The sequence below is a fragment of the Polynucleobacter arcticus genome (assembly GCF_013307205.1).
GTDB lineage: Bacteria > Pseudomonadota > Gammaproteobacteria > Burkholderiales > Burkholderiaceae > Polynucleobacter > Polynucleobacter arcticus.
Window position 1 is genome coordinate 1,604,557 of sequence record NZ_CP028940.1, and the last position, 25,760, is coordinate 1,630,316.

The 25,760-nt window shown below is 46.8% G+C and carries 25 protein-coding genes and 1 pseudogene; 4 read left to right on the forward strand and 22 right to left on the reverse strand.

Annotated features, from left to right (window positions below; all coding sequences use genetic code 11):
* Positions 1–25: 25 nt before the first annotated feature.
* The 4 genes from rplS to rpsP form a co-directional block, all read right to left on the reverse strand.
* Positions 26–424 carry a 50S ribosomal protein L19 gene (gene rplS / locus DN92_RS08150; protein WP_173960764.1) on the reverse strand — a complete coding sequence of 133 codons (399 nt, stop codon included), beginning with the start codon at positions 422–424 and terminating at the stop codon, positions 26–28.
* A gap of 126 nt (positions 425–550) precedes the next feature.
* Positions 551–1,297 carry a tRNA (guanosine(37)-N1)-methyltransferase TrmD gene (trmD, locus tag DN92_RS08155; RefSeq protein ID WP_173961308.1) on the reverse strand — a complete coding sequence of 249 codons (747 nt, stop codon included), beginning with the start codon at positions 1,295–1,297 and terminating at the stop codon, positions 551–553.
* 46 nt (positions 1,298–1,343) lie between these two features.
* The gene (rimM, locus tag DN92_RS08160; RefSeq protein WP_173960765.1) at positions 1,344–1,907 is read right to left on the reverse strand and encodes a ribosome maturation factor RimM; all 564 of its coding nucleotides are present in this window, start codon (positions 1,905–1,907) and stop codon (positions 1,344–1,346) included.
* Between the two features lie 93 nt (positions 1,908–2,000).
* Positions 2,001–2,246 carry a 30S ribosomal protein S16 gene (gene rpsP, locus DN92_RS08165; protein ID WP_011902362.1) on the reverse strand — a complete coding sequence of 82 codons (246 nt, stop codon included), beginning with the start codon at positions 2,244–2,246 and terminating at the stop codon, positions 2,001–2,003.
* A gap of 423 nt (positions 2,247–2,669) precedes the next feature.
* On the opposite strand from rpsP, the gene DN92_RS08170 reads away from it, so the two are divergent.
* Together DN92_RS08170 and DN92_RS08175 are read left to right on the forward strand one after the other, a co-directional pair.
* Positions 2,670–3,026 (forward strand): META domain-containing protein, encoded by a 357-nt coding sequence (locus DN92_RS08170; RefSeq protein ID WP_254598281.1) that lies wholly within the window; start codon positions 2,670–2,672, stop codon positions 3,024–3,026.
* Between the two features lie 43 nt (positions 3,027–3,069).
* Positions 3,070–3,516: a hypothetical protein gene (locus DN92_RS08175; protein ID WP_173960767.1), complete on the forward strand. Its 447-nt coding sequence runs from the start codon at positions 3,070–3,072 to the stop codon at positions 3,514–3,516.
* 57 nt (positions 3,517–3,573) lie between these two features.
* On the opposite strand, the gene DN92_RS08180 is transcribed toward DN92_RS08175, so the two are convergent.
* The 3 genes from DN92_RS08180 to DN92_RS08190 all read right to left on the reverse strand — a co-directional run bounded on the left by DN92_RS08180 (position 3,574) and on the right by DN92_RS08190 (position 6,276).
* The gene (locus tag DN92_RS08180) at positions 3,574–4,515 is read right to left on the reverse strand and encodes an electron transfer flavoprotein subunit alpha/FixB family protein (RefSeq protein ID WP_173960768.1); all 942 of its coding nucleotides are present in this window, start codon (positions 4,513–4,515) and stop codon (positions 3,574–3,576) included.
* Positions 4,516–5,265 carry an electron transfer flavoprotein subunit beta/FixA family protein gene (locus tag DN92_RS08185; RefSeq protein ID WP_173960769.1) on the reverse strand — a complete coding sequence of 250 codons (750 nt, stop codon included), beginning with the start codon at positions 5,263–5,265 and terminating at the stop codon, positions 4,516–4,518. It abuts the gene before it with no gap.
* A 90-nt stretch (positions 5,266–5,355) separates the two neighbouring features.
* Entirely contained in the window at positions 5,356–6,276 is a 921-nt protein-coding gene (locus DN92_RS08190) for a histone deacetylase family protein (RefSeq protein WP_173960770.1), read from the reverse strand.
* Positions 6,277–6,359: 83 nt separating this feature from the next.
* Here DN92_RS08190 and DN92_RS08195 point away from each other — a divergent pair, with 83 nt between their 5' ends.
* Complete coding sequence (locus tag DN92_RS08195) at positions 6,360–7,631, forward strand: lytic murein transglycosylase (RefSeq protein WP_173960771.1); 1,272 nt, start codon at positions 6,360–6,362, stop codon at positions 7,629–7,631.
* A 19-nt stretch (positions 7,632–7,650) separates the two neighbouring features.
* Here the strand turns inward: DN92_RS08195 and cysM are convergent, their stop codons facing one another.
* From cysM to gyrA, 15 genes and pseudogenes are all read right to left on the reverse strand, one after another.
* The gene (gene cysM / locus DN92_RS08200) at positions 7,651–8,562 is read right to left on the reverse strand and encodes a cysteine synthase CysM (protein WP_173960772.1); all 912 of its coding nucleotides are present in this window, start codon (positions 8,560–8,562) and stop codon (positions 7,651–7,653) included.
* Positions 8,563–8,603: 41 nt separating this feature from the next.
* A complete protein-coding gene (locus DN92_RS08205; protein ID WP_173960773.1) occupies positions 8,604–8,999 on the reverse strand; it encodes a ComEA family DNA-binding protein in 396 nt (131 codons plus the stop codon).
* Positions 9,000–9,097: 98 nt separating this feature from the next.
* On the reverse strand, positions 9,098–10,117 hold the full coding sequence (gene rfaD, locus DN92_RS08210; protein WP_173960774.1) for an ADP-glyceromanno-heptose 6-epimerase: 1,020 nt from the start codon (positions 10,115–10,117) through the stop codon (positions 9,098–9,100).
* Positions 10,114–11,043 carry a D-glycero-beta-D-manno-heptose-7-phosphate kinase gene (rfaE1, locus tag DN92_RS08215; protein WP_173960775.1) on the reverse strand — a complete coding sequence of 310 codons (930 nt, stop codon included), beginning with the start codon at positions 11,041–11,043 and terminating at the stop codon, positions 10,114–10,116. Before rfaE1 ends, rfaD begins: the two co-directional genes overlap by 4 nt.
* 50 nt (positions 11,044–11,093) lie before the next feature.
* Positions 11,094–12,458 carry a UDP-glucose dehydrogenase family protein gene (locus DN92_RS08220; protein WP_173960776.1) on the reverse strand — a complete coding sequence of 455 codons (1,365 nt, stop codon included), beginning with the start codon at positions 12,456–12,458 and terminating at the stop codon, positions 11,094–11,096.
* A 68-nt stretch (positions 12,459–12,526) separates the two neighbouring features.
* Entirely contained in the window at positions 12,527–13,738 is a 1,212-nt protein-coding gene (gene lapB / locus DN92_RS08225; protein ID WP_173960777.1) for a lipopolysaccharide assembly protein LapB, read from the reverse strand.
* A 108-nt stretch (positions 13,739–13,846) separates the two neighbouring features.
* A pseudogene (locus DN92_RS08230) lies at positions 13,847–14,143 on the reverse strand (integration host factor subunit beta); the annotation flags it as partial.
* Positions 14,144–14,195: 52 nt separating this feature from the next.
* Positions 14,196–15,869 (reverse strand): 30S ribosomal protein S1, encoded by a 1,674-nt coding sequence (gene rpsA, locus DN92_RS08235; protein WP_173960779.1) that lies wholly within the window; start codon positions 15,867–15,869, stop codon positions 14,196–14,198.
* 144 nt (positions 15,870–16,013) lie between these two features.
* Entirely contained in the window at positions 16,014–16,691 is a 678-nt protein-coding gene (gene cmk, locus DN92_RS08240) for a (d)CMP kinase (protein ID WP_173960780.1), read from the reverse strand.
* Positions 16,692–16,703: 12 nt separating this feature from the next.
* Positions 16,704–18,023, reverse strand: coding sequence for a 3-phosphoshikimate 1-carboxyvinyltransferase (aroA, locus tag DN92_RS08245; RefSeq protein ID WP_173961309.1), 1,320 nt, complete (start codon positions 18,021–18,023; stop codon positions 16,704–16,706).
* An 8-nt stretch (positions 18,024–18,031) separates the two neighbouring features.
* Positions 18,032–18,913, reverse strand: a complete 882-nt coding sequence (locus DN92_RS08250; protein ID WP_173961310.1) for a prephenate dehydrogenase — start codon at positions 18,911–18,913, stop codon at positions 18,032–18,034.
* Between the two features lie 32 nt (positions 18,914–18,945).
* Positions 18,946–20,076, reverse strand: coding sequence for a histidinol-phosphate transaminase (hisC, locus tag DN92_RS08255; protein WP_173960781.1), 1,131 nt, complete (start codon positions 20,074–20,076; stop codon positions 18,946–18,948).
* Positions 20,073–21,167, reverse strand: a complete 1,095-nt coding sequence (pheA, locus tag DN92_RS08260; RefSeq protein ID WP_173960782.1) for a prephenate dehydratase — start codon at positions 21,165–21,167, stop codon at positions 20,073–20,075. Before pheA ends, hisC begins: the two co-directional genes overlap by 4 nt.
* The gene (gene serC / locus DN92_RS08265) at positions 21,167–22,264 is read right to left on the reverse strand and encodes a 3-phosphoserine/phosphohydroxythreonine transaminase (RefSeq protein ID WP_173960783.1); all 1,098 of its coding nucleotides are present in this window, start codon (positions 22,262–22,264) and stop codon (positions 21,167–21,169) included. Before serC ends, pheA begins: the two co-directional genes overlap by 1 nt.
* 31 nt (positions 22,265–22,295) lie before the next feature.
* Positions 22,296–25,010: a DNA gyrase subunit A gene (gyrA, locus tag DN92_RS08270; RefSeq protein ID WP_173960784.1), complete on the reverse strand. Its 2,715-nt coding sequence runs from the start codon at positions 25,008–25,010 to the stop codon at positions 22,296–22,298.
* Between the two features lie 158 nt (positions 25,011–25,168).
* Between gyrA and ompA the strand changes: the two genes are divergently transcribed.
* The gene (gene ompA / locus DN92_RS08275; protein WP_173960785.1) at positions 25,169–25,756 is read left to right on the forward strand and encodes an outer membrane protein OmpA; all 588 of its coding nucleotides are present in this window, start codon (positions 25,169–25,171) and stop codon (positions 25,754–25,756) included.
* Positions 25,757–25,760 lie beyond the last annotated feature (4 nt).

The window sequence follows — 25,760 nt, forward strand, 5'->3', positions numbered from 1 at the left end:
TTTCTCTTTTGCATTAAAGCAAAGCTTATTCCGCTACTGTCTCAGCAACTACTTTAACTTTACGAGCAGGAAGCTTCTCTTTAATACGTGCAGACTTACCTGAACGATCACGCAAGTAGTACAGCTTTGCACGACGCACGTCACCGCGACGCTTCACTTCAATACTAGCGATCAATGGTGAGTAAGTTTGGAATGTACGCTCTACACCTTCGCCAGAGGAAATCTTGCGAACGATAAAGCTGGAGTTCAATCCGCGATTGCGCTTAGCAATCACAACGCCTTCAAAGGCCTGGATACGCTTACGTGTACCCTCAACTACGCTAACACCAACAACTACTGTGTCGCCAGGAGCAAAACTTGGCAGCACTTTATTGGCCATTAAGCGAGCAATTTCTTCTTGCTCAATTTTTTCGATCAAATTCATTATTCATCCTTAAACATCTTGTCAGCGTTTAATCCCGAGACTTTCATCAACGGACCAGACAGAGGATGTAGTTAAAACCATTTCACTAAATCAAAACACAAACCGTTCAATCAAAACTGTAATCGCTTACAGCGTTCGAAGAAATTGTTCATCTTCTTTACTTAGCAACCCATTAGCTCTTGCTGATTCAATTAAATCAGGTCGAAGCCTTAACGTCAGCTCTAAAGACTTCTGCCGACGCCAATCCGCTATTTTAGCGTGATGTCCGCCTAAAAGCACGTCAGGAACAGATAAATTTTCATATATTTCTGGACGGGTGTAGTGTGGGTAGTCTAAAAGGCCATTTATAAAGCTATCCTGGACAGCCGATTCACCATCTCCAAGAGCTCCCGGAATAAGGCGAATGACCGCATCCATCATGGTCATGGCAGGCAATTCACCGCCAGAAACCACAAAATCACCCATAGAAAGCTGCAAATCCACATTTCTATCGATAAACCGTTGGTCTACCGCCTCATATCGACCGCAAATGAAGGTGATGTTCCCATCATTGAGGATGTCTTTTGCCATCTTTTGGGAAAACACCTCTCCCTGAGGAGCTAAGAGGCAAATTGGGCCGGAAGTGAGGTTTTGAGCACGATGTGCGACCTTAAGCGCAGATATCGTGTCCTCCAATGGTTTTGCCATCATGACCATACCCGGACCGCCGCCATAAGCGCGATCATCTACCGTCTTACGGGGATCGGGGCAGAAATCTCGAGGATTCCAGAGGTTGACAGTAGCAAGACCTTGCTCGCAAGCGCGTCCAGTAACGCCCCATTGCGTTAGTGCAGAGAACATTTCGGGAAAAAGGCTAACTACATCAAATCGCATCATGGGAATAGCACTTCAAAGACTGTTTATTAGGCCAATCATTCGACTACCAATCAGCTTGCCAATCAAGTGTAATTAGCTTGTTAGGTAAGTCAACGCTCTTTACTGCCTCTTTTACAAAAGGCACTAACTGTTTTACTGTTTTTGTTTCAAGGTCGCCAAGAGCAATGACTCCATGAGCACCGTTATCGTTGATATCAATCACCTCTCCTAAACTTTCGCCTTGGAGATTGACTGCTTTGCAGCCAATGAGATCAACCCAGTAATAACTATCGCTCTCTACCTTGGGAAAAACATCGCGACTCACTAGAATGCGAGCACCTTTTAAGGCCTCAGCTTGATCGCGATCGATAATGCCATCTAAGGCAATGAGAACCGTACCGCTATGCATCTTGGCTTGCTTCACTTTATACAGCTTCAGTGAAGCCTGCTCATGAGATACAGCAATAGCCGCACTCCGACGAGGAATGAGAGATAACCACAGTTCTTTGCTAGATAAGAGCGCTACGGGATCGGCAGAATGAGGGCGAACCTTAATCTGACCCTGTAAGCCTTGAGCATCTTGGACGGCGCCAAGCTCAATCAAATCATCCAGGGAAGGTGTAATCATATTGAGGCCACCTCAACTCCCAGGGTGATACTGCAAGACAACTCTGCTACCAAAGACTTCATCGCAAAGAAAAAGTCTTTGGATTTGAAATCTTTAGACAGCAGGATTGTTTTTGATCAAACGAACTACTGTTGGAGAAATCTGTGCGCCAACACCAGTCCAATAAGTCAAACGATCTTGAGCAATACGCATTGCCTGCTCTGTCGCTGCTGCTTGTGGATTGAAGTAACCAATACGCTCGATAAAATTCGAGTCGCGACGGTTGCGCTTGTCAGTAGCCACGATGCTATAAAAAGGGCGCTTCTTAGAACCGCCGCGTGCCAGTCGAATGACGACCATACTTATTCCTTAAAATCTAAAAATGAAAACAGGTTGATTACAACCCAATGAAATTACTGCCAAATCCTGGGCTCCAACTCACCGAGCAAATCAATCAAACAAATGCACGGTATAGCGGAAAACCTCATATTCTAGACGAAAACCCCTACTTGTTCCACCTATTTAACTGCCCCATGTAACTGACTTCAACAGTAGAATGATATACGTTAAATTAAAAAATATTCATTAAAAACAGTCACTTAAAGAAATATGTCGCCTAAAATTCAGATTTTAAGATCGCCCAAAAGTACTTTAAATAGGCTATTTCTGCTTTTTTCTGGTCTGAGTTTGGCTTTTTTGACAGCCTGCGCCAATATTATTCCGCCCTGCACCGCCAAAACTAGCCCGCCCAGCAGTGAATTCCGAAACACCAAGTGGGAGCTAGTGCGCTGGAATCTAGCGCCCAACGCTAGGGGCGAGATACGCGCAAGGCAAGTTCCTCAGGGCGATAACAGCAACCCCATCCAAATTACTTTCGATGCCAACGGTGAACGCGTGAGTGGATCTTCAGGCTGCAATCGCTTTACTGCACGCATTACTGAGGATGCTCGAGGTTTTACCTTAGATCAACTCACTAGCACCAAGATGGCTTGTACTGCGCAGCGTATGGAGCTAGAAAATGACTTCCTGTATGAATTAGCCGATTACCGTACGATTGTGCGTAATGGCGATCAACTATTAATCATTGGCGCTGATCGTGAAGTATTAAGCTTTATGCAAAAAAGTTATTCGCCCAAATAAAATACTCCCACACTTATATACAAATTGATTACCGAAAGTCTGAATGAAAAAATACAAGCTCCTGTTTTGCTCACTCGGATTACTTTTTCCAGGTACAGGCTTCAATTGTTTTTATCTACAAGGATTGAAATCCTTTTGGGGATGGGCGCAACTATTCGCCTTTATTGGCGGCATCGCTGGTTGGGTGATCCTGAAAGACACCCATTTTAATTCTGCGCCAGGTTGGGTTTTAATTACCTTCGGCTTCATCACGCTCGAAGCGAGCTGGTTAACCACGATTGCTTATGGCCTGCGCGCTGATGAAAAATGGGATGCACAATTTAACCCAGGACTTGATCCACAAAGAGCGACTCAATCGAGATGGCCGGTCGTACTCACGGTGATTTTTTCACTCGTATTTGGTGCGGGCTTCATGATGACTTTCCTAGCCATTGCTTTTGAACAGTTCTTCATTTCACAACTGCTAGAGGCAAAAAAGCTATCTCAGTAATGTAGATAGCTTTTTTGCCCTAAATCTACTCCAACTACCCCCCTCAAAAGGGGTAATTTATGACAGCGCTTGAGTCAGCTCAGGCAGGGCCGTATTCAGATCAGCAACTAGTCCATAGTCGGCAACGCCAAAGATCGGGGCCTCAGGATCCTTATTGATCGCCACAATCACTTTTGAATCTTTCATTCCGGCTAAATGCTGAATAGCGCCAGAAATACCCACTGCAATGTAAAGCTGTGGAGCAACGATCTTGCCTGTCTGACCGACTTGATAATCATTCGGCACATACCCAGCATCCACTGCTGCGCGCGAAGCTCCTAGGGCTGCGCCCAATTGATCCGCCAGAGGAGCAATGAGTTCTTGATACTTTTCACCAGAACCTAGTCCGCGCCCTCCAGACACAATAATTTTGGCGGCCGTCAGTTCTGGACGATCCGACTTCGTGAGTTCACGGCCAATAAAAGTAGAGGCGGTTGGGCTAGCCGTCATGACAGCAGGCTGCTTCTCAATGACAGCAGAGCCACCTGTTGCGGCAACAGGATCAAAACCGGTAGTACGCACGGTAATCACTTTTACAGGATCGCTAGATTCGACTGTTGCAATGGCATTGCCCGCATAAATCGGACGCTCAAAAGTCTGTGCATTGAGCACCTTGGTAACGTCAGATAATTGAGCCACATCTAACTTCGCCGCAACACGCGGCAAGGTATTTTTACCGTTTGCTGTCGCGGGCGCAAGAATATGACTGTAGTTATTTGCAAGTGCCAAAATTTGTGCAGCTAAAGGCTCCGCGAGTTGATCAGCCAAGCTCAGATCATCAACAAGAATGACTTTTCTGACGCCCATTACTTGACTTGCTGCTGATGCAACAGCATCTACAGTACTTCCAGCAATCAGCACATCAACCTCTGGAGCGCACTGTAGAGCTGCAGCGATAGCATTCAGCGTAGCTGCTTTAAGAGAAACATTGTCATGTTCGGCAATAACGAGTGCGGCCATTTAAATCACCTTCGCTTCATTTTTTAATTTATCCACTAAGGCGGCTACATCTGCAACGATGATGCCAGCGCTTCGCTTAGGAGGCTCTTCCACTTTAATCGTCTTTAATCTTGGTGAAATATCCACACCAAGATCTTCAGGCTTAATGATCTCAAGCGTCTTTTTCTTCGCCTTCATAATGTTGGGAAGCGTCACGTAGCGAGGTTCATTTAAACGCAGGTCTGTTGTCACAACCGCTGGTAGGCTAAGAGAGATGGTTTCAAGACCACCGTCTACTTCACGAGTAACATTGAGCTTACAATCAGCAACGACAACTTTAGATGCAAAAGTAGCCTGCGGAATATCCATTAGACTCGCTAACATTTGGCCAGTTTGGTTGCTATCGTCATCAATTGCTTGCTTCCCCAAAATGACGATTTGGGCCTGCTCTTTTTGGCAAATTGCTTGCAGAATTTTTGCTACAGCTAAAGGCTGTAAATCACTATCTGCCTCTACCAAGATAGCGCGATCAGCCCCAATTGCTAAAGCAGTGCGCAACGTTTCTTGGCACTGGGTAGGACCAGCGGAAACTACCACTATCTCGCTAGCTACACCAGCCTCTTTTAGTCGCACAGCTTCTTCAACAGCGATTTCATCAAAAGGATTCATGCTCATTTTGACATTCGCTAAATCTACACCAGACTGGTCTGATTTCACTCGAATTTTGACGTTGTAATCAACAACACGTTTTACTGCCACCAAGATTTTCATTCTTAATTCTCAATTATTTGAAGTAAACACCGTATTTTATCTTCCTATTGCCATGCAATATGAAAGATCAATCACCCCTTGATTCTGAGCCTACAGATCAGCGAGCGCCTTGACGTGCGCCACCACGCTGCGGCCCAAAGCAGAAAGGTTATAGCCGCCCTCAAGACAGCTGACGATACGACCTTGGGCATATTGGTTTGCAACACCCTTAAGCTGCTTGGTAATCCAAGCATAGTCATCTTCAACTAAACCCATTTGCCCCAAATCATCTTCACGATGAGCATCAAATCCTGCAGAGATAATGATGAGCTCCGGCTCAAAATCTCGTAAGCGTGGTAACCATTGCTCCTCAACGATGGAGCGCACTACATCTCCACGTGTCGACGCAGGAAGCGGTACGTTCACCATATTATTTGCTCTATCTAAGCCGCTGTATGGATAAAACGGATGCTGAAAGAAGCTACACATGAGCACATTCGGATCGTTCAAGAATGCAGCTTCAGTCCCATTGCCATGATGAACATCAAAGTCAACGATAGCCACACGCTCAATCCCATAAGCATCCATTGCATACCGTGCTGCTATCGCGACGCTATCAAAGACACAAAATCCCATTGAGCGAGTTGGTTCCGCATGATGTCCGGGGGGGCGAACAGCACAAAATACATTCTCAACCTCGCCCTTCATGACTGCATCAACGCCAGCTATGGCAGCGCCTGCTGCGCGTAGAGCAGCGCTCCAGGTGTGGGGGTTCATGATGGTGTCACCATCCAGCATGAAGTAGCCGCTTGCTGGTGAGCACTCTTTGACAAAGGCAATATGATCAGGGCTATGCACCAACTCCAGTTGCTCCTCGGTTGCCAGGGGCGCATCTAGATGCTGCAAAAAGCGGTCAACGCCACTCCGAATTAACTGATCATTGATAGCCTGAATGCGCTCTGGGCACTCGGGATGGTGGCTACCCATCTCATGTTTTAGAAAATCCGGATGAGTTATGTATCCTGTTGTCATTACTAGAAATCCTTAATAGCAAAACGATCATTTTTATAATTCATAAAAACCTATTTACATCCTAAAAATCCATTTTTCAATCTATGAATTTTCGCGTCTCCCACCTCACCTCTACAGTACTCTTGGCCCTGCTCTTGAGTGCCTGCTCGAGCACCACCACCCAACAAGTGAGCCCTAAGGAGACTATCGTAAACCAGTCTGAGGATGTCGCCACAGAAGTCCGTTTTAGCCAAAATCTCAACCAATTGATTAGCCAAATCGCTCAAACCCAAGGCATCCCTCAGGCAAGCCTTGAATCAGGCTTTTCCGATGCTAAAACAATTCCATCTATTCGGAAATTGGTTTTACCCCCCTCGGGTAGCTTTAAGAAGAATTGGGTCGCCTATCGCAAGCGCTTTATTGAGCCGATTCGACTCAAGGCTGGCAAGGCTTTTTGGGAGCAAAACCAGGCCTTCCTTAGCAAAGTTGAGCAAGAGTCCGGGGTTCCGGCCGAAGTGATCGTTGCGATCATTGGGATTGAAACCATCTATGGGCGCCAGACTGGGACTTTTCGGGTCAAGGATGTGCTCTCAACGCTTGCCTTTAGCTACCCAGACACGCCCAATAAAGCGAGTCGCGAACAGCTCTTTAAAGATCAATTACAGGAGTTAATCCTCTTGTGCTGGACTGAGGGTGGCGGGAACTTGCCAGCCAACAATACAAGCCAAGGCTTGAACCCAGCACGCTTTAATGCCTGCCTCAATCAAACTAGCTCTTACGCTGGTGCTATTGGACTGCCGCAGTTTATGCCTGGCAGTATTCGTAACTTCGGAGTGGATGGGGATGGAGATGGTCGCATCGACCTGAGGCTAAGCCCTAAAGATGCCATCGCTAGCGTTGCAAACTTTATGAGAAAGCATGGTTGGCAACCGGGAATGCCGATTTACTTCCCTGTACAGGAATCAGGTGTAAGTGAGGCAAGGCTACTTGCTGATGGCGAACCTCAACTGAAATACACCATTGCGGAGCTGATCGGAAAAGGTATTTTGACGAAAGAACAAGGTGACCTTCAAGCGGGCGGGGTTGAGCTACAAAGTAAAGCGCTGATCATTGATCTTCCTTATCCAGATAAAGATGGTAACGATCAGGTGCGCTATGCAGTAGGTCTAAACAACTTCCTTGCGATTGTGCAATACAACCGTAGCTATTTTTATGCGCAAAGCGTTGCAGAATTTGCTGAAGCTCTGGGATATAAGAATCAAAGCGTAGTGCCGGCCACCCCAATGAAAGCAAATGTCAAAGAACCGAAATCAGTTCAACCCACTAAAGCAAAACCCAAGAAGGCTGCTAGCAAGAAAAAGGTAAAGCAGACTTAATTACGCCAGCCTGCATGTCTCACGCCGGGAAAACTCCAGTAGAGAGATAGCGGTCACCACGGTCACATACGATAAAGACAATAGTGGCATTTTCTACCTGACGAGCAATTCGCAAGGCAACCACCAAAGCACCGCCTGCTGAAATACCACAGAAGATGCCCTCTTCAGCCGCAAGGCGACGAGCCATCTCTTCGGCATCTGCTTGGCTTACATACTCAATATGGTCAACCCTATCGCCCTGATAGATCTTTGGTAAATACTGAGGGGCCCATTTACGAATACCCGGAATCTGCGAACCTTCTTCGGGTTGTGCACCGATGATCTGAATATGGGGATTCATGGACTTTAAAAAAGTAGAGACTCCCGTAATCGTCCCGGTGGTACCCATCGATGAAACGAAATGTGTCACCTGTCCATCAGTATCACGCCAGATTTCTGGTCCAGTAGTTTCAATATGAGCGCGTGGATTATCAGGATTGGCAAATTGATCAAGCAGTCTTCCACGACCCTCTTTTTGTAACTGCAGCGCATAGTCACGCGCAAACTCCATACCGCCTGAAGCTGCTGTCAGAATCAGTTCTGCGCCATAAGCAGCCATACTTTGCCTACGTTCAATACTTTGATTTTCCGGCATCACTAAAACCATCTTGTAACCCAACATGGCAGCAGCCATCGCCAATGCAATGCCCGTATTGCCACTAGTCGCCTCAATAAGTGTATCGCCAGGTTGAATCTCACCGCGCTCTTGGGCGCGCACAATCATCGACAGCGCAGGTCGGTCTTTGACCGACCCCGCTGGGTTATTACCTTCTAACTTTCCTAAGATCAGATTATTTTTAGAGTCGTTTTCAGCGCCAGGAATGCGTTGCAATCGAACCAGGGGTGTATTACCCACAGTCTGTGAAATAGTTAAGTAGGAAGGTGTGCTCATCAAACTATTTTAGCCATAAGCCACGCTAGATGTAAAAGGGCTTAATTTCGGCGATTGGGCGTCGAACGCTCCGGATTAGAGCGAGAGTTACCTTGACTACGTGAACCGCGTCTACTGCCAGCGGAACTCTCCTTATTGGTACGGCCATGCGGCTCGCGAAAGGAACTGGGTGCCTCAATCGTTAAACCGTTATCCACCATTTTTTCCACGGATTTCATGCCAATACCGCGAACGCGCTTTTGTAAGTCATTCGCATCCTGAAAATGCCCTCCATCCAAGCGCTCGGCAATAATCGTCTTTGCCTTAGATGGCCCAATGCCTTTAATACTCTCTAGCTCAGATTGAGTAGCAGTATTGACATTAATTGGGGAGGCAGCCGCTAAGCCCGAGACAGCTATAAATGCAGAAAATACTAAAGCCTTTAATAATTGATTCATTCGATCTCCATCAGTTAATAAAAAAATCCACTGACAACAAATGCCAGTGGATTAGTTACAACGAATAGAAATCCAGTCTGTTGACTGTTTTTAACTTCTTACAGCGGACTTGCCAAGAAATCTGCATTAGCTGATAGCCAAGCGATATAACGACTGACACCCTGCTCTACATTAAGGAAGGGCTCTTTATAACCAGCAGCGCGCAGTTTTGTTAAATCGGCCTGAGTAAAGCACTGGTACTTTCCTTTAAGCGCATCTGGGAATGGGATGTACTCAATTGCCTTTTCCTTAACCAATTCTTCTAAGCTTGCAGGGTTAGCCTGATCACTCTTACGCATGGCATTGGCTACTGCATGGGCTACATCATTAAATGGTTGTGCAAGACCACTGCCCAAATTGAAGATGCCGCTAATTTCTGGGTGATCCAAAAAATAGAGATTTACTTTCACTACGTCTTCAACTGAGACGAAGTCACGGCTTTGTTCGCCAGCACCATAACCACCATACTCACCAAAGAGCTTTACTTTGCCATTGGCCTTGTATTGATGGTATTGGTGAAAGGCCACTGAGGCCATACGACCTTTGTGTGATTCACGCGGACCATACACATTGAAATATCGAAAACCCACTACTTGGGCTGCATTTGCTTTTTCAGCAAATCGCTTACGCATCACTTGATCAAATAAGAACTTCGAATAGCCATAAATATTTAACGGCTTCTCGTGCTCGCGACTTTCTATAAATACCTCAGAGCCGCCATAGGTTGCTGCAGAGGATGCATACAGTAACTGCACTTTTTGCTCAGTGCAGATATCCAATAAATCCATGGTGTAGCGAAAATTATTCGCCATCATGAAAATGCCATCCGTTTCCATTGTGTCGGAACAGGCCCCCTCATGAAACACCGCCTTAACCTTGCCAAAACGACCACTTCTGAATGCCTCTAGAAACTCATCTTTATCCAGATAATCAATGATGTCTAAGTCGGCTAGGTTGCGATACTTATCTGCAGGACGCAAATCATCCACAGCAATGATATTTTTCTCACCACGCGCATTGAGCGCTTGCACAATGTTGGCGCCAATAAATCCTGCCGCGCCCGTCACGATAATTGTCATTGCAACTCCTCAGAAGTAACGGTGGCTGTTCCCAATTTACCCACCACGATGCCGCCGGCACGGTTAGCTAAAGCCATTGCTTTTTCTAGCGGCCACCCGGCTGCCAATGCGACAGCGAGAGTACCAATCACCGTATCACCTGCGCCTGATACATCAAACACTTCTCGTGCCTGGGCTTTTACATGACTCACACCCGAGTCAGTAAACAAACTCATGCCTTCTTCAGAGCGAGTAAGTAGCAGCGCCTCGAGGTTTAAGGATTTTCTAAGATCTTGCGCCCTCTTTGTGAGATCTTCTTCACTTGTCCACTGTCCCACAACCTGGCGTAGTTCACTTCGATTCGGGGTCAGTACAGTAGCACCACGATATTTGAGGTAGTCGTCGCCCTTTGGATCGACTAAGATCATTTTCTTTTGAGCTCTAGCCTGCTCAATCATTAGAGCCACTTGACCTAAGGCACCTTTGCCATAGTCAGACAAAATAACTACGTCAGCATCACTTATGAGCTTTTCATAACGCTCTAACTTATGCGCTAAAGCTGACTCACTAGGTGCCTCTTCAAAGTCTAAACGAATCAATTGCTGCTGCCTTGCAATCACTCGTAATTTCACAATAGTAGGTACTTTCGCATCTACCTCCAGCTGACTATCGACGTCACTGGACTTCAGTAGATCAGAAACTCGATGGCCTGCTTCATCATCACCAATCACACCCAAGATCGTCGTTTTTGCACCTAGGGCGGCTACGTTACGAGCCACGTTAGCAGCACCACCTAAACGCTCATCAATCTTACTTACCTGAACCACTGGAACGGGAGCCTCAGGAGAAATACGATTTGTATCACCAAACCAATAGCGATCGAGCATGACATCACCCACCACTAATAGACGGGCTTTAGAAAATTGTTCTCGGTTCGCTTTTTCCACGATATTACTAATCTCTCTAATTTCTCTAATGGTTCTTTTGTACTAATGAATTAATTATGACGGCCAATACCTTGGTACTCAATACCTAATTCTTGCATAGCTTGAGGCTCATATAGGTTGCGGCCATCAAAAATAATCGGGGTTTTGAGCTTAGCCTTCAGAAGATCAAAATCTGGACTACGGAAGGCTTTCCACTCGGTCACGATTACGAGAGCATCGCAGCCATCGACTGCCGCCATGGGATCATCCACCAAGCTCACTTTTTTTAGACCTTCGGGATTGCCTTTAAAGTCTGCATCAAAGCAATGCTGAGCCTCAGGCATTGCCACAGGATCATGGGCCACAATTTGGGCGCCACGCTTAATCAGCTCCTGAATAATCACACGACTAGGTGCTTCACGCATATCGTCTGTATTGGGCTTAAATGCTAAACCCCATAATGCGAACTTCTTCCCTGATAGGTCCTTGCCAAAGCGTTTTTCAATTTTCTCAACCAAGATATATTTTTGGGCTTCATTGACAGCCTCTACAGCATCCAAAATCTTGAGATCACGACCATGCTCAATTGCAGTCTTGGATAAAGCTGAAACATCTTTCGGAAAGCAAGATCCACCGTAACCCGTACCAGAGTACAAAAAGCCATAACCAATGCGGGAATCTGACCCAATGCCTTGCCGCACCGCTTCAATATCAGCACCCACTAAGTCGGCTAGATTGGCCAACTCGTTCATAAACGAGATACGAGTTGCTAACATAGCATTGGCTGCGTATTTGGTGAGCTCTGCACTCCTCACATCCATGTAATAGGTACGCTCATGGTGGCGATTAAACGGGGCATAGAGTTTGCGCATTTGCTCTTTAGCGCGCATACCAGCTGGTGTAGTTTGCGTGCCGATCACAATGCGATCTGGACGCATAAAGTCTTCAACTGCAGCACCCTCTTTAAGGAACTCTGGATTAGATACTACAGAGCACAACTCCGGTGAGAGTCCTCTTTTATTCAGCTCTTCAGTAATCGCTGCAGAAACCTTGTCGGCGGTACCTACTGGCACAGTAGATTTATCAACGATCACTTTAGGGGTAATCATATGAAGGCCGATATTACGAGCTGCTGCCACAACATACTGTAGATCAGCTGAGCCATCTTCATCTGGAGGGGTACCAACAGCAATAAATTGAATATCGCCATGTGCAACAGAGGCAGCAATATCCGTTGAGAATTGAAGTCTGCCAGCAGCGCGATTGCGCTCAATCATCTCTTTGAGCCCTGGCTCATAAATCGGTACGCCACCAGAGTTCAAAATCGCAATCTTTTTAGGGTCCACGTCAACGCAAAAGACATTGTTACCTTGTTCCGCTAAGCAAGCGCCAGTAACGAGACCTACGTACCCACTGCCAATGATCGTAACTTTCAAGGTATCTCCAAATATCTATTTGTTTCAATTCCATCATTAAAAAACTATTTGATGACGGTTTAGTTAATCTACATCGATGGGCCGCTAGACACAGAACCTTCACTACGCCTTGGGGAATAAGCCTCCCAATGATTACAACCAGGACACTGCCAATAAAAGCGTCTTGCACGGAAACCACAATTGCCGCAGGTATACCGAGCCAAACTCGTAGTTCGCTGCTTTAACAAACTAAGAGTCGCTTGAAGATCAGAAACTCTCTCTGGCGTCCCATTACTCTCCGCTAAAGCCAAACGGGTCTCTGCCAGTTTCGAGAGTGCGCTCAAGCTTGGCGAATGCTGCATCACTTCCACCAACATCACTTCAGCAGCTTGAGCACCCCGAATTTGGGTCATGTGCTTTTGCACGATATCTAACAACTCACCAGAAGCCTGGGTTTTTAATAACTCACAAAGTGCACTTAGACCTTCATCCGCTTTATTTAGTACAGTGTGTGCCGCCATCCAACGATCTGCAAGTAGGTGCATATAAGCGGGATGCGTCTTGGCAATCATCGCCCATACCTCAATTGCCTGGGCCGGGCGATCCATAGCAATCAAATAATCGCCCTGCAAAATGAGTGCACGTGCATGATGGGGGACCGCTTGTAATGCTAATTGAACTGATTGCTCGACCTCTGGCAAGTCCTTACGACGCAATGCTTCTTGGCCAATCTCACAATGAAACTGTGCAATCTCCGTATGATGAGACTTGCCTTGCAGGCCCTCGAGCTCGCTAGCGGCAATGATGGCTTTTTTCCAGTCTCGCTCAATCTGGTACATCTCCAGTAGACTCTCTTTCGCTGGAGCGGCGAACTTTCCTACACCCACTCGATTTAATGATGCTTCAGCCCGATCCAATAAGCCAGCGCGTAGAAAATCACGACCCAATTCATAGGCGGCATGGTCGCGATCACGTGGTTTTAGATCATCACGATTCGCTAAATGTTGGTGAACTCGAATCGCGCGCTCAGTTTCACCACGGCGACGGAATAAACTACCCAAAGCAAAGTGCAGCTCAATAGTCTCAGGATCAAGCTGAGCAATTTTGACTAAAGTTTCAATTGCCTGATCTGGCTGTTCATTTAACAAAAGGCTTAAGCCTTTAAAGGTGGAGCGCTGCTGACGCATGCGCTCGCGCTCATCCATGCGATTCTCAAGACGTAAATCCCAACGCGAGGCCAACCAGCCGATACCAAACATCACCGGCAATAACAGTAACCAGGAGGTTGCAATCTGAATCATGATCTGCAGAACTTAAATAAAAAAATGGTCCGAATGGACCACTGGATATGCGCTAGATAACTAGGCACCAGAACCCTCTTTAGGGCTCACCTGCTTTAACGGCTTGTAATCAACCCGCTCACGTAATTCTTTACCAGGCTTGAAATGGGGCACCCGTTTTTCTGGGATCAATACTTTCTCACCAGATTTTGGGTTACGACCAGCACGCGCAGGACGATGATGCAAAACAAAGCTTCCAACACCACGCAACTCAATCCGCTTGCCTTCGGCTAAAGCATGAGTCATGGTGTCTAGCAATGTCTTTACCGCTAACTCTACATCTCGAGGCAGCAGCTGCGGAAACTGTTCCGCCAAGCTCTCCACGAGTTCGGAGCGAGTAATTGCTTGTTGCTCTTGATCTGACATGATCTATCAATTAATAAGCGCCGCCCTCCTGGTGGAGAGCGGCGATATTCATTTAGCCTTGATTGTCCATCTTCGCTTTTAACAAAGCACCCAAGTTGGTTGTGCCAGACTGCGCATCACCTTGGAGCTTGCTCATAGCATCTTGTTGATCAGAGCTGTCTTTAGCTTTGATTGAGAGATTAATGACGCGTGACTTACGATCAATATTAATGATCATTGCAGTAACGCTGTCGCCTTCTTTCAATACATTGCGTGCATCTTCAACGCGATCAGTTGAGATCTCAGAAGCACGTAAATAAGCTTCAACTTCATCTGCCAAGTGAATGGTTGCACCTTTTGCATCAACCGCTTTCACAGTTCCAGTTACAAGGCTACCCTTGTCGCTAACAGATGTGTAGTTATTGAACGGATCACCAGACAATTGCTTAATACCGAGAGAGATACGCTCTTTCTCAACATCAATGGCCAATACAGTGGCTTCAACTTCGTCGCCCTTTTTGAATCTCTTAACCGCTTCTTCGCCTGGCTCATTCCATGAAAGGTCTGAGAGGTGAACTAAACCGTCGATGCCGCCAGGCAAACCAATGAACACGCCAAAGTCAGTAATAGACTTAATTGCGCCAGTCAGCTTGTCGCCTTTTTGTTGGCCACGTGAGAACTCTTCCCATGGATTTGCTTTGCACTGCTTGATGCCCAAGCTGATACGACGCTTGTCTTCATCAATATCCAGAACCATCACTTCAACTTCGGTTCCTAATGCAGTGGCTTTACTTGGAGCAACGTTCTTATTAGTCCAATCCATTTCAGAAACGTGTACCAAACCTTCGATACCGGATTCGATTTCTACGAATGCACCGTAGTCAGTCAAGTTGGTTACTTTGCCGAATAAACGGGTGTTTGGTGGGTAACGACGAGCGATACCGACCCATGGATCATCACCAAGCTGTTTCACACCGAGTGAAACACGATTCTTCTCTTGATCGAACTTCAAAATCTTCGCAGTCACTTCTTGACCAACAGTCAACATCTCGCTTGGGTGACGCACGCGACGCCATGCCAAATCGGTAATGTGCAAGAGACCATCGATACCACCGAGATCCACGAACGCGCCGTAGTCAGTGATGTTCTTAACGATACCTTGAACAACGCTACCTTCTTTGAGGTTAGACATCAACTTCGCGCGCTCTTCACCTTGGCTAGCTTCAACCACTGCACGACGTGATAACACGACGTTGTTACGCTTGCGGTCAAGCTTGATAACCTTAAACTCCATCGTCTTACCTTCGTAAGGGCTGGTGTCTTTGATTGGGCGTGTATCAACGAGTGATCCAGGCAAGAATGCGCGGATACCGTTCACCATCACTGTCAAGCCGCCTTTAACCTTACCGGTAACAGTACCAGTAACGATTTCAGCTTGCTCAAGCGCTTTTTCCAAATTCATCCATGATGCCAAGCGTTTTGCTTTGTCACGGGAAAGGATTGTGTCGCCATAGCCGTTCTCAAGAGCGTCAATAGCAACAGAAACGAAATCACCGGGAGCTACTTCAATCTCGCCAGCGTCGTTATGGAATTCTTCAACAGGAATAAACGCTTCGGATTTCAATCCAGCGTTAACAACGACGAAGTTATGGTCGATGCGAAGGACTTCAGCCGAAATAACTTGGCCGGTCTTCATATTCGATCGGGTTAATGATTCTTCAAATAGTTCTGCAAATGATTCAGACATTTATATATTCACTTTGTGCCGCCAGAAGGCCTGACGGGTTAGGTTAAAAAAGCCCAAAGAAACACGCTAAATTAGATGATCGCGTTGTAGAGTTTCTTAAGACGCCAAAACAACTTCTACTACTTAATACTTACTACTTTTTTACTACCCACCTAAAAACGAAGCCACTTTTGATTGATACCAATCTAAAACCGTCTTAACTGCTTGATCTACCGATAATTCCGATGTATCTAGCAATTTGGCGCCGTCTGCAAGTAACAAGGGCGCAGTGCCTCGACTACTATCCCTGGCATCACGCTCCTGCAAATCTTGTAGCAAGTACTCAAGTTTAGCAGGAATTCCCTTAGCTATCAATTGCTTATACCGACGTTCTGCTCTCGCCTTGGCTGTTGCCGTCAAAAAAACCTTGAGCGCCGCATCCGGAAATATCACGCTAGCCATGTCTCTTCCATCAGCAACAAGGCCTGGAAAAACCCTAAAACCATGTTGAACTCCCACCAAAGCCTGCCGAACCTCCGGATGAACCGCTATTGCAGAGGCGCGCAGGCCAATACTTTCGGCTCGGATCGCTTCAGTGACGTTTTCAGAATTGAGCAGAATTTGGCCATTTTTGAAGGAAATCACCAGGTTTTTGGCCAAAATACCCAGTTCTAAGCCATTTTTGGGATCAATGGCTGCTTTTTGACTTCCCAAGGCAACTAAGCGGTAGAGAGCCCCACTATCCAAGTAATGAAAACCCAGCTTTTCGGCCACCAAAGAAGCAACTGTTCCTTTGCCGGAGGCGGTAGGTCCATCAATGGCAATGACTGGGGGCAAATTCATCAAAACGGACTTTTAGGAAACGATCTTTGCAAATTCCGCAAAGTAGCTTGGGAAAGTTTTGGCTACACAGTCAGGATCATTGATCTGTAGGGCATGAGGACCAAAAGCGGCTAATGAGAAACACATCGCCATGCGGTGGTCATCGTAAGTGTCAATGCCATCGGCAGGAGACTGCCAGTCGGAAAGAGATGGGGGCGCTTGCACTACGATGTAATCAGTACCCTCTTCAACAATAGCGCCTACTTTTTTTAACTCTTTAGCCATTGCAGCAATACGGTCCGTCTCTTTAACGCGCCAACTGGCAATATTGTTCAAGCGGGTTGGCCCCTCAGCAAACAAGGCAGCAACAGCCAGCGTCATGGCTGCATCTGGAATCTCTGTGCAATCGATCGTAATACCATTGAGCTTGCCATTGGCGCTCTTCACGCCAGCAACTTCAATCCAATCCTCACCAGAAGCAATCTTTGCACCCATGAGCGCCAATGCGTCCGCAAAAGCTACATCACCCTGAATGCTCTCGCTGCCAACACCAAGAACACGGACCGGACCACCACCAATTGCGCCAAGTGCTAAAAAATAGGATGCAGAGGATGCGTCACCCTCAACTGATAACACGCCAGGACTTTGATACACCGCATCAGTAGTTTTAGCAGGAATAACAAATGACTGCACATCAGGGCAAGCAACTTTCACACCAAAGCGTGCCATTAACTTCAGTGTAATGTCGATATAGGGGCGAGAAATCAACTCGCCAATCACCTCAATCTTGACCGGATCTTTTGCCACTAAAGGCAAAGCCATCAACAAGGCTGTCAAGAATTGACTAGAGACATCGCCACGTACCTTCACTACATCGTTGATCTCAATATTCGCTGCAACAATCTTGATCGGAGGATAGCCTTCCTGTAATTCGTAATCAATCTCTGCGCCCACTTGACGCAACCCATCCACCAGATCACGAATGGGCCGCTCATGCATACGCGGTACACCAGATAGACGGTAGTTACCACCCTGCATTGCAAGCGCTGCTGTCAATGGACGAATCGCCGTACCGGCATTACCCATAAAGAGATCAGCATCCAGCACAGGAAATTTACCGCCACAACCCTCTACCACGCAGACATTGCCAGTTTGATCGGTTACCCGCAAGCCAAGCTGGCGCAAAGCATTACGCATGACCTGCGTATCGTCTGCATCAAGCAAATTTTTAAGAGTAGTCGTACCGGATGAAAGTGCCGCTAATAACAGTACGCGATTAGAAATACTTTTTGATCCCGGCAACACAATCGAGCCTTGCGCTTGCTTGAACGGGCCCACTTTGATATCAGGCAATCCAGCCATCAGATTACGTCCAAGTCTTGACGTGCTTTACTCGCCTTATTGAATAACTTCTCCAGACCAGTGCCATCATTTTCAGCAATGAGTTTGCGCATATGGTTCACGATCAGCAAATATTGATCGAGTTCTTTTAAAACTGCAGTGCGATTGCCCAGACAAATATCGCGCCACATCTCTGGACTGGAAGCAGCGATACGCGTGAAATCTTTAAATCCTGCGCCCACATGACTCAATTTCTGATCTGCATCTTCCGAGTTGACTACGCTAGCCATTAAGGCATAAGACAGAATATGCGGCAAATGAGAGACTGCTGCGTAGATTGCATCGTGTTGCACATTGGAGATCTTTTTTACAACGGCACCAGTAGATTGCCAAAATCCCTCGATTAAATCAGTATCTTGTGGAGAGTTTTCCTGCAAAGGGCAAAGAATCGTTTGCTTACCCTGGAAGAGATCCGCTTTAGCAGCGCTAGCGCCGTGTTGTGCGCCGCCAGCAATCGGATGGGCAGGTACAAACTGACAAGCTTTCTTACCCAAGACTTCCTTGGCTGCCAAAATAACATCGCCTTTAGTGCTACCAGCATCAGTCAAAATAGTGCGGGGCTCGAGATTGGGCTCAATTAGCTCAAAGGCAGCTCGCATCTGGGCAACCGGAATACAAAGAACTATCACATCGGACTGCTTAGTCGCCTCAACCAAATCGACTACAGCATCGATCGCACCCATTCTCAGTGCTTGATCTAGATTTTCAGGGCTACGGCCAACGCCCAATACTGTATTCACTACGCCTGCTTTTTTTAGTGCCAGACCTAAGGAAGCGCCAATCAGACCGACACCAACAATAGTGACGGTGCCGTAATTACTAGATGGATTCATGATGGCCATTGGTATATTGAATTTTTCTATCGACCAATGAATTACTGCTGCGCCAAAATATCTTTGAGGGCGCTGATGAAGGCGGCATTCTCTTCGGGCAAGCCAATCGAGATACGCAACCATTGTGGCAAACCGTAATTACCAACTGGGCGAACGATAATGCCGCGCTTGAGAAGCTCCAGGTTGATACGAGCACCAGCACCATCATCTTCACCCACTTTCACCAGCACAAAGTTGCCAGCAGAAGGAAGATAAGTCAGTCCGAGCTCATCAAAAGCCTGAGTTAGCTGAGTAAGTCCAGTACGGTTTAATTCAAAACCTTGCTGCAAAAAAGCAGAATCTTGAAAGGCGGCAATGGCTGCAGCTTGTGCAAGACTATTGACGTTAAATGGTTGGCGAATGCGATTGAGCAAATCCGTCAAGGCGGGTTGAGCCACACCATACCCGATCCGCAGACCCGCCAAACCATATGCTTTAGAAAAGCTGCGGGACAAAATCATATTGGGAAAACGCTTCACCCAAGCAATCGCGTCATAACGTTGATCTGGGGCGAGATATTCGTTATAGGCCTCGTCCAATACCACCACCACATGCGATGGCACTGCAATCAAAAATTCCTCTATCTCTTTTGCTGTCAAGTAACTACCAGTAGGATTATTCGGGTTAGCAACAAAGACAAGCTTTGCCTTATCGCCAGAAGCCCTAACAGCCTGCAGCATGGATGGCAAATCATGACCATACATTTTGGTGGCGGCCACTTCAACCGCCTTAGCACCAACAGCCTGAGTAGCTAACGGATAAACAGCAAACGCATGTTTAGAAAAGATGACTTCGTCGCCAGCTTGGGCTACTGCACGGGCAGCCAACTCTAAAATATCGTTACTGCCATTACCCAAGGTGATCCAATCTGCTGGAACCCCTAAACGTGACGCTAAAACGTGCTTCAACTCAAAACCATTGGAGTCGGGATAGCGGCCTAAATCCGAAGCTGCTTTGAGCATCGCATCTTGAGCTGACTTTGGCATACCTAATGGATTTTCATTAGAAGCTAGCTTCACAATCTTGCTTTCATCTAGGCCATATTCCCGGGCCACCTCACTAATAGGTCGACCACCGACATAGGGTGCTATGGCATGAATATGCTTTAAACCGATATTGGATTTAGATGTCATGCTGAATGAGGGTATGAACCAAGATTTTTATAAAAGGCAGCTGCAGCTTTTAACTCTGTCAATGCCTTAGCTACTTTTGCATCTTCGGCATGGCCGGCAACATCGATAAAGAAGTGGTATTCCCAAGCACCCTTACGTGCAGGGCGAGACTCAAAGCGATTCATTGAAACGCCATGCTTAGCCAAGGGCTCCAGTAGTCGATGTACTGCGCCTGGTTGGTTATCTACCGACAACACTAGGGAAGTTTGATCTGCGCCAGTGGGCTGACACTCATAAGCGCCAACCACTACAAAACGTGTACGGTTATGAGGATCGTCTTGTACCTGTGCCGCAACTGCTTGAAGGCTATAAGCCTCCTGAGCAGGGTCGCCTGCAATCGCTGCCAGCGTTGGATCCAGGGATGCCATACGAGCGGCTTCAGCATTACTGCTCACTGCTTGACGCTTCAATTGCGGAGCATGTACGCTCAACCATTGCTGGCATTGCGCCAAAGCCTGGGCATGAGCACAAACTGTAGTCACACCATCAAGCTTGCCACTCTTGGTTAAAAGATGGTGACGAATCGGTAGTACTACTTCGCCACTAATACGCATTGGAGAATCTAGAAGCAGGTCTAGGGTACGGGAGATGGCACCCTCACTTGAATTTTCTACGGGCACGACACCAAATTGCGCCGCACCTTTCTCTACTGCCTTAAATACTTCATCAAGACTATTACAAGGCAGGCCTGCTATCGAGTGACCAAAATAAATTTGCGCAGCTTGCTCTGAAAATGTTCCTACTGGTCCAAGATAAGCAATCGTCTGGCGAGCTTCAAGCGCCCTACAAGCTGACATGACTTCGCGCCAAATTGCCGCAATGCCATCTGACAACAACGGACCTTTGCTAAGTCCTTGCAGACGTGCAATCACTTGACGCTCACGCTCCGGCCTAAAGACTGGTGATGAAAAATCACCTTTAATATGACCAACCTCTTGTGCAGCTTTTGCCCGCTGAGTCAGCAAATCTAAAATTTTGGCATCTAGAGCGTCAATCTTGTCGCGTATTGGCGCTAGACGTTGCTCTTCATTACCTTGATCTTTGGAGCTCATTAGGCACGCCTTTCAAAATCACGCATAAATTCCACCAAAGCTTGAACGCCCTCAAGCGGCATGGCGTTGTACATGCTCGCACGCATACCGCCCGCAGCTTTATGGCCACGCAATGCCGCTAAGCCAGCAGCATTCGATTGCGCCAAAAACGCTGCATTCAGATTCTCGTCTTTTAGGAAAAAGGTTGCATTCATACGCGAACGATATTCTTTAGTGACGCGATTTTCATACAGACTGCTTTGATCTAGGAAATCGTAGAGCAAATCGGCTTTTTCTTGATTGCGTTTCTCTATCGCCTTAACTCCGCCCTGCTTTAACAACCATTTAAATCCAAGTCCCGCCATGTAGATCGAAAAGGTTGGTGGTGTATTAATCATTGATTGGGTGCTCCCCTGCACAGACCAATCCCAAATCGTTGGGGTAATGCCCATGCTATGCCCAATTAAATCTTTACGAACGATCACAATCGTGACACCAGAAGGTCCAATGTTTTTTTGCGCACCGCCAAACCAAACGGCACATTGATTTACATTCATCTCTTTAGAGAGAATGTTGCTGGAGATATCTGCAACCAAGGGGATATTGCCAACATCTGGCACATCTGGAAACTCAACTCCACCAATCGTCTCATTGGCACAGTAGAGAACATAGGCAGCGTCATTCGATAGCTTCCAAGTATTTCTTGCAGGAATCGTATTGAATTTTTCTGCAGCAGATGAAGCAACTAAATTTGCTGTGCCGTACTTCTGCGCCTCTTTAAATGATTTTTCTGACCAAACACCGGTGACGATGTAGTCTGCCTTTGGCCCATTTTTGGCCAAAGGCATCAGATTCATTGGAATGGCCGCATTCTGTCCAAGGCCGCCGCCTTGCAACAGCAAGATCTCGTAGGTATCTGGAACATTCATCAAGGCGCGAAGGTCTTGAATGACTTCTTCATACACCTCCATGAACTCTTTGCTGCGGTGACTAATTTCCATCACACTAGCACCAAGTCCGCGCCAATTGAGCATTTCTTCGGCAGCCTGCTTCAGCACCTCTTCAGGCAAAGTAGCGGGCCCCGCAGCGAAATTAAAAATGCGGCGGTCAAACGTCATGATGAGTTAATTAACCTTGTATGAATGCCAATTAGGCATCACCAGCTTCATCAGAATTGGAGTCAACTACTGGGTCTGCAACAACATCACCCTCTTCGCCATCATCCAAATCACTCTCGTCATCAGAATCACCTTCAGCGATACGCTGTAAGCCAGACAATCGAGTGCCTTCATCAATACTGATCAAAGTGACACCTTGGGTAGCCCGCCCCATCTCACGAATTTCTGAAACACGTGTCCGAACTAAGATACCGCCAGTAGTGATCAACATAATTTGATCTTCCGGAGACACTAGTGAAGCGGCAACAACTTTGCCGTTTCTCTCGGTTGTCTGAATCGCAATCATGCCTTTTGTACCGCGACCATGACGGGTGTATTCACTAATTGGAGTGCGCTTACCAAAACCATTTTCAGTTGCAGTCAGTACGCTACTTGGAATAGCAAGGCCATTCGCATCCACCACTACTGCCTCAGCACCTTCAGCTGCTTCAGCTGGAGCAACCAACATCGCAATGACTTGATGGCCTTCACCTAAGTTCATGCCACGTACACCGCGTGCTGTACGACCCATTGGTCGAACATCATTCTCATCAAAGCGCACTGCTTTACCAGCATCAGAGAACAACATCACATCATGTTGACCATCAGTAATCGCAGCGCCAACTAAGAAGTCATTCTCATTCAAGTCAACCGCAATAATTCCGGCCTTACGTGGATTAGAGAAGTCAGACAAACGTGTCTTCTTCACTGTACCCAGGCTTGTAGCCATAAAGACATACTGATCATCTTGATATCCCTTGATCGGGAGAATCACCGTGATCTTTTCGCCCTCAATCAATGGGAACATATTGACGATAGGCTTACCGCGTGAATTCCGACTTCCTTGCGGCACTTCCCATACTTTGAGCCAGTACATACGCCCACGATCGGAGAAGCACAAGATGATGTCATGCGTATTCGCAACGAAGAGTGTTTCAATCCAGTCTTCATTCTTGGTAGCTGCAGCTTGCTTGCCACGACCGCCACGTTTTTGCGCACGGTATTCACTCAGAGGCTGGCTCTTCATGTAACCCGTATTCGATAGTGTGACCACCATATCTTGCGGTGTAATTAAATCTTCTGTGAATAGTTCAGTTGCATTCATTTCAATAAATGAACGACGCCCACTATCACCACCAGCAATACCAAACTCTGCTTGAACTTCCTTCAACTCAGATTCAATCACTTGCGTGACGCGCTCTGGCTTAGCAAGTAAATCGAGCAGGTCAGAAATCTCTGCCATCACAACCTTGTACTCATTCACAATCTTGTCTTGCTCAAGGCCAGTCAAGCGTTGTAAACGCATCTGCAAAATTTCTTGTGCTTGGCTATCAGACAAGCGATACAGGCCGGTAGTTTGCATACCGTACTCAGGCAGTAAACCTTCAGGGCGATAAGCATTGCGACCGCCTGGAGTATCCGTCTCAGCACGCGCGAGCATCTCGCGAACCATAGAGGAGTCCCATGGCTTGCTCATTAATTCTTGCTTTGCAATGACTGGGTTTGCAGCCGCTTTAATGATGGCAATGAATTCATCAATGTTGGCCAATGCAACAGCCAGGCCTTCCAACACATGGCCACGCTCACGGGCTTTGCGCAATTCAAAAATCGTGCGACGGGTAACTACCTCACGACGATGCTGTAAGAAGTACTCCAACATCTGCTTCAAGTTCAGCAGACGTGGTTGGTTATCCACCAAAGCCACCATGTTCATGCCGAAGTTATCTTGCAGCTGAGTGCTCTTGTAGAGGTTGTTTAATACAACCTCAGGCACTTCGCCTCGCTTTAACTCAATCACAACGCGCATGCCCGATTTATCAGACTCATCGCGCAGATCGGAGATGCCTTCGACTTTTTTCTCATTCACCAACTCAGCAATACGCTCAAGCAAATTCTTTTTATTTACTTGGTATGGCAACTCATCAACGATGATGGCCTGGCGAGAACCCTTATCTAAGTCCTCAAAATGAGTTTTAGCACGCATCACAACTCGGCCACGGCCAGTGCGATAGCCTTCACGCACACCCTGAACACCATAAATAATGCCGGCGGTCGGGAAATCTGGCGCAGGAATAATCTCGATGAGCTCATCGATCGTGCATTCTGGGTTGTGCAGGACATGCAAACAAGCTGTAATCACCTCATCTAAATTATGAGGAGGAATATTGGTCGCCATACCCACAGCGATGCCTGAGCTGCCGTTAATCAGCAAATTAGGCACTTTTGCAGGAAGAATCAGGGGTTCTTTCTCACTACCGTCGTAGTTCGGCCCGAAATCCACGGTTTCCTTGTCCAAATCGGCCAATAATTCATGGGCGATTTTGCGAAGACGGATCTCGGTGTACCGCATTGCAGCAGCGTTATCGCCGTCTACGGAGCCAAAGTTACCCTGGCCGTCAACCAACATATAGCGCAAGGAGAAATCCTGGGCCATACGAACAATGGTGTCATACACCGCAGAATCGCCATGTGGATGGTATTTACCGATTACATCGCCAACTATACGGGCAGATTTTTTGTAAGCGCGGTTCCAATCGTTGTTTAATTCATACATCGCAAATAAGACCCGGCGATGAACCGGTTTGAGGCCGTCACGTACGTCTGGCAGGGCTCTGCCGACAATGACGCTCATTGCGTAGTCCAAATAGGACCGTCGCATTTCGTCTTCTAGGGATATTGGTAGTGTTTCTTTAGCGGCTTGTTCCATTTAGAAATAATATCATTTTGATGACTGATAGCCCCTATGCTAAGATTCTGACAGTTTGTACGAAATTGAGATGTGTCGCTTTGCAGTTTTTTGCTTCAAAGTAGGGCGAATTACATTTAAGTTTGACTTTAATTAAAAAAGATTTTTGAGGACTAAAAATGAACAAAACCCTGAAACTGGTACTTGCTGGCGTAATTACTGTTGCTGCTACTGCTACTTCTGCCCAAAACGTTGACAACTGGGTCAACTCAACTGGCATTACTTGGAAAAACGGCGACGGCACATTGTGCTGGCGTGACAGCAGCTGGACACCTGCAACAGCCGCTAAGGACTGCGATGGCTGGTTAGCACCAAAAGCTGCTGCTGCTAAAAAACCTGCTGTAACCCAGAGCAAGATTACTTTGCAAGCTGACACACTTTATGACTTCGACAAAGCAACATTGAAGCCAGAAGGTCAAGCTACTTTGGACAAAATTGCTAAAGATTTAAGCAAGATCAAATTAGAAGTAATTATTGCTGTTGGTAACACTGATAGCGTTGGTACTGATGCTTACAACATGGCTCTTGGCCAGCGTCGTGCTCAGTCCGTTAAAGCTTACTTGGTAAGCAAAGGTGTTGACGGTAGCCGCATTTACACAGAATCTAAAGGTAAGAGCAATCCAGTTGCATCTAATGCAACTGCAGAAGGTCGCTCCAAAAACCGCCGTACCGATATCGAAGTTGTTGGTACAGCTGCAGTTAAGTAATTCT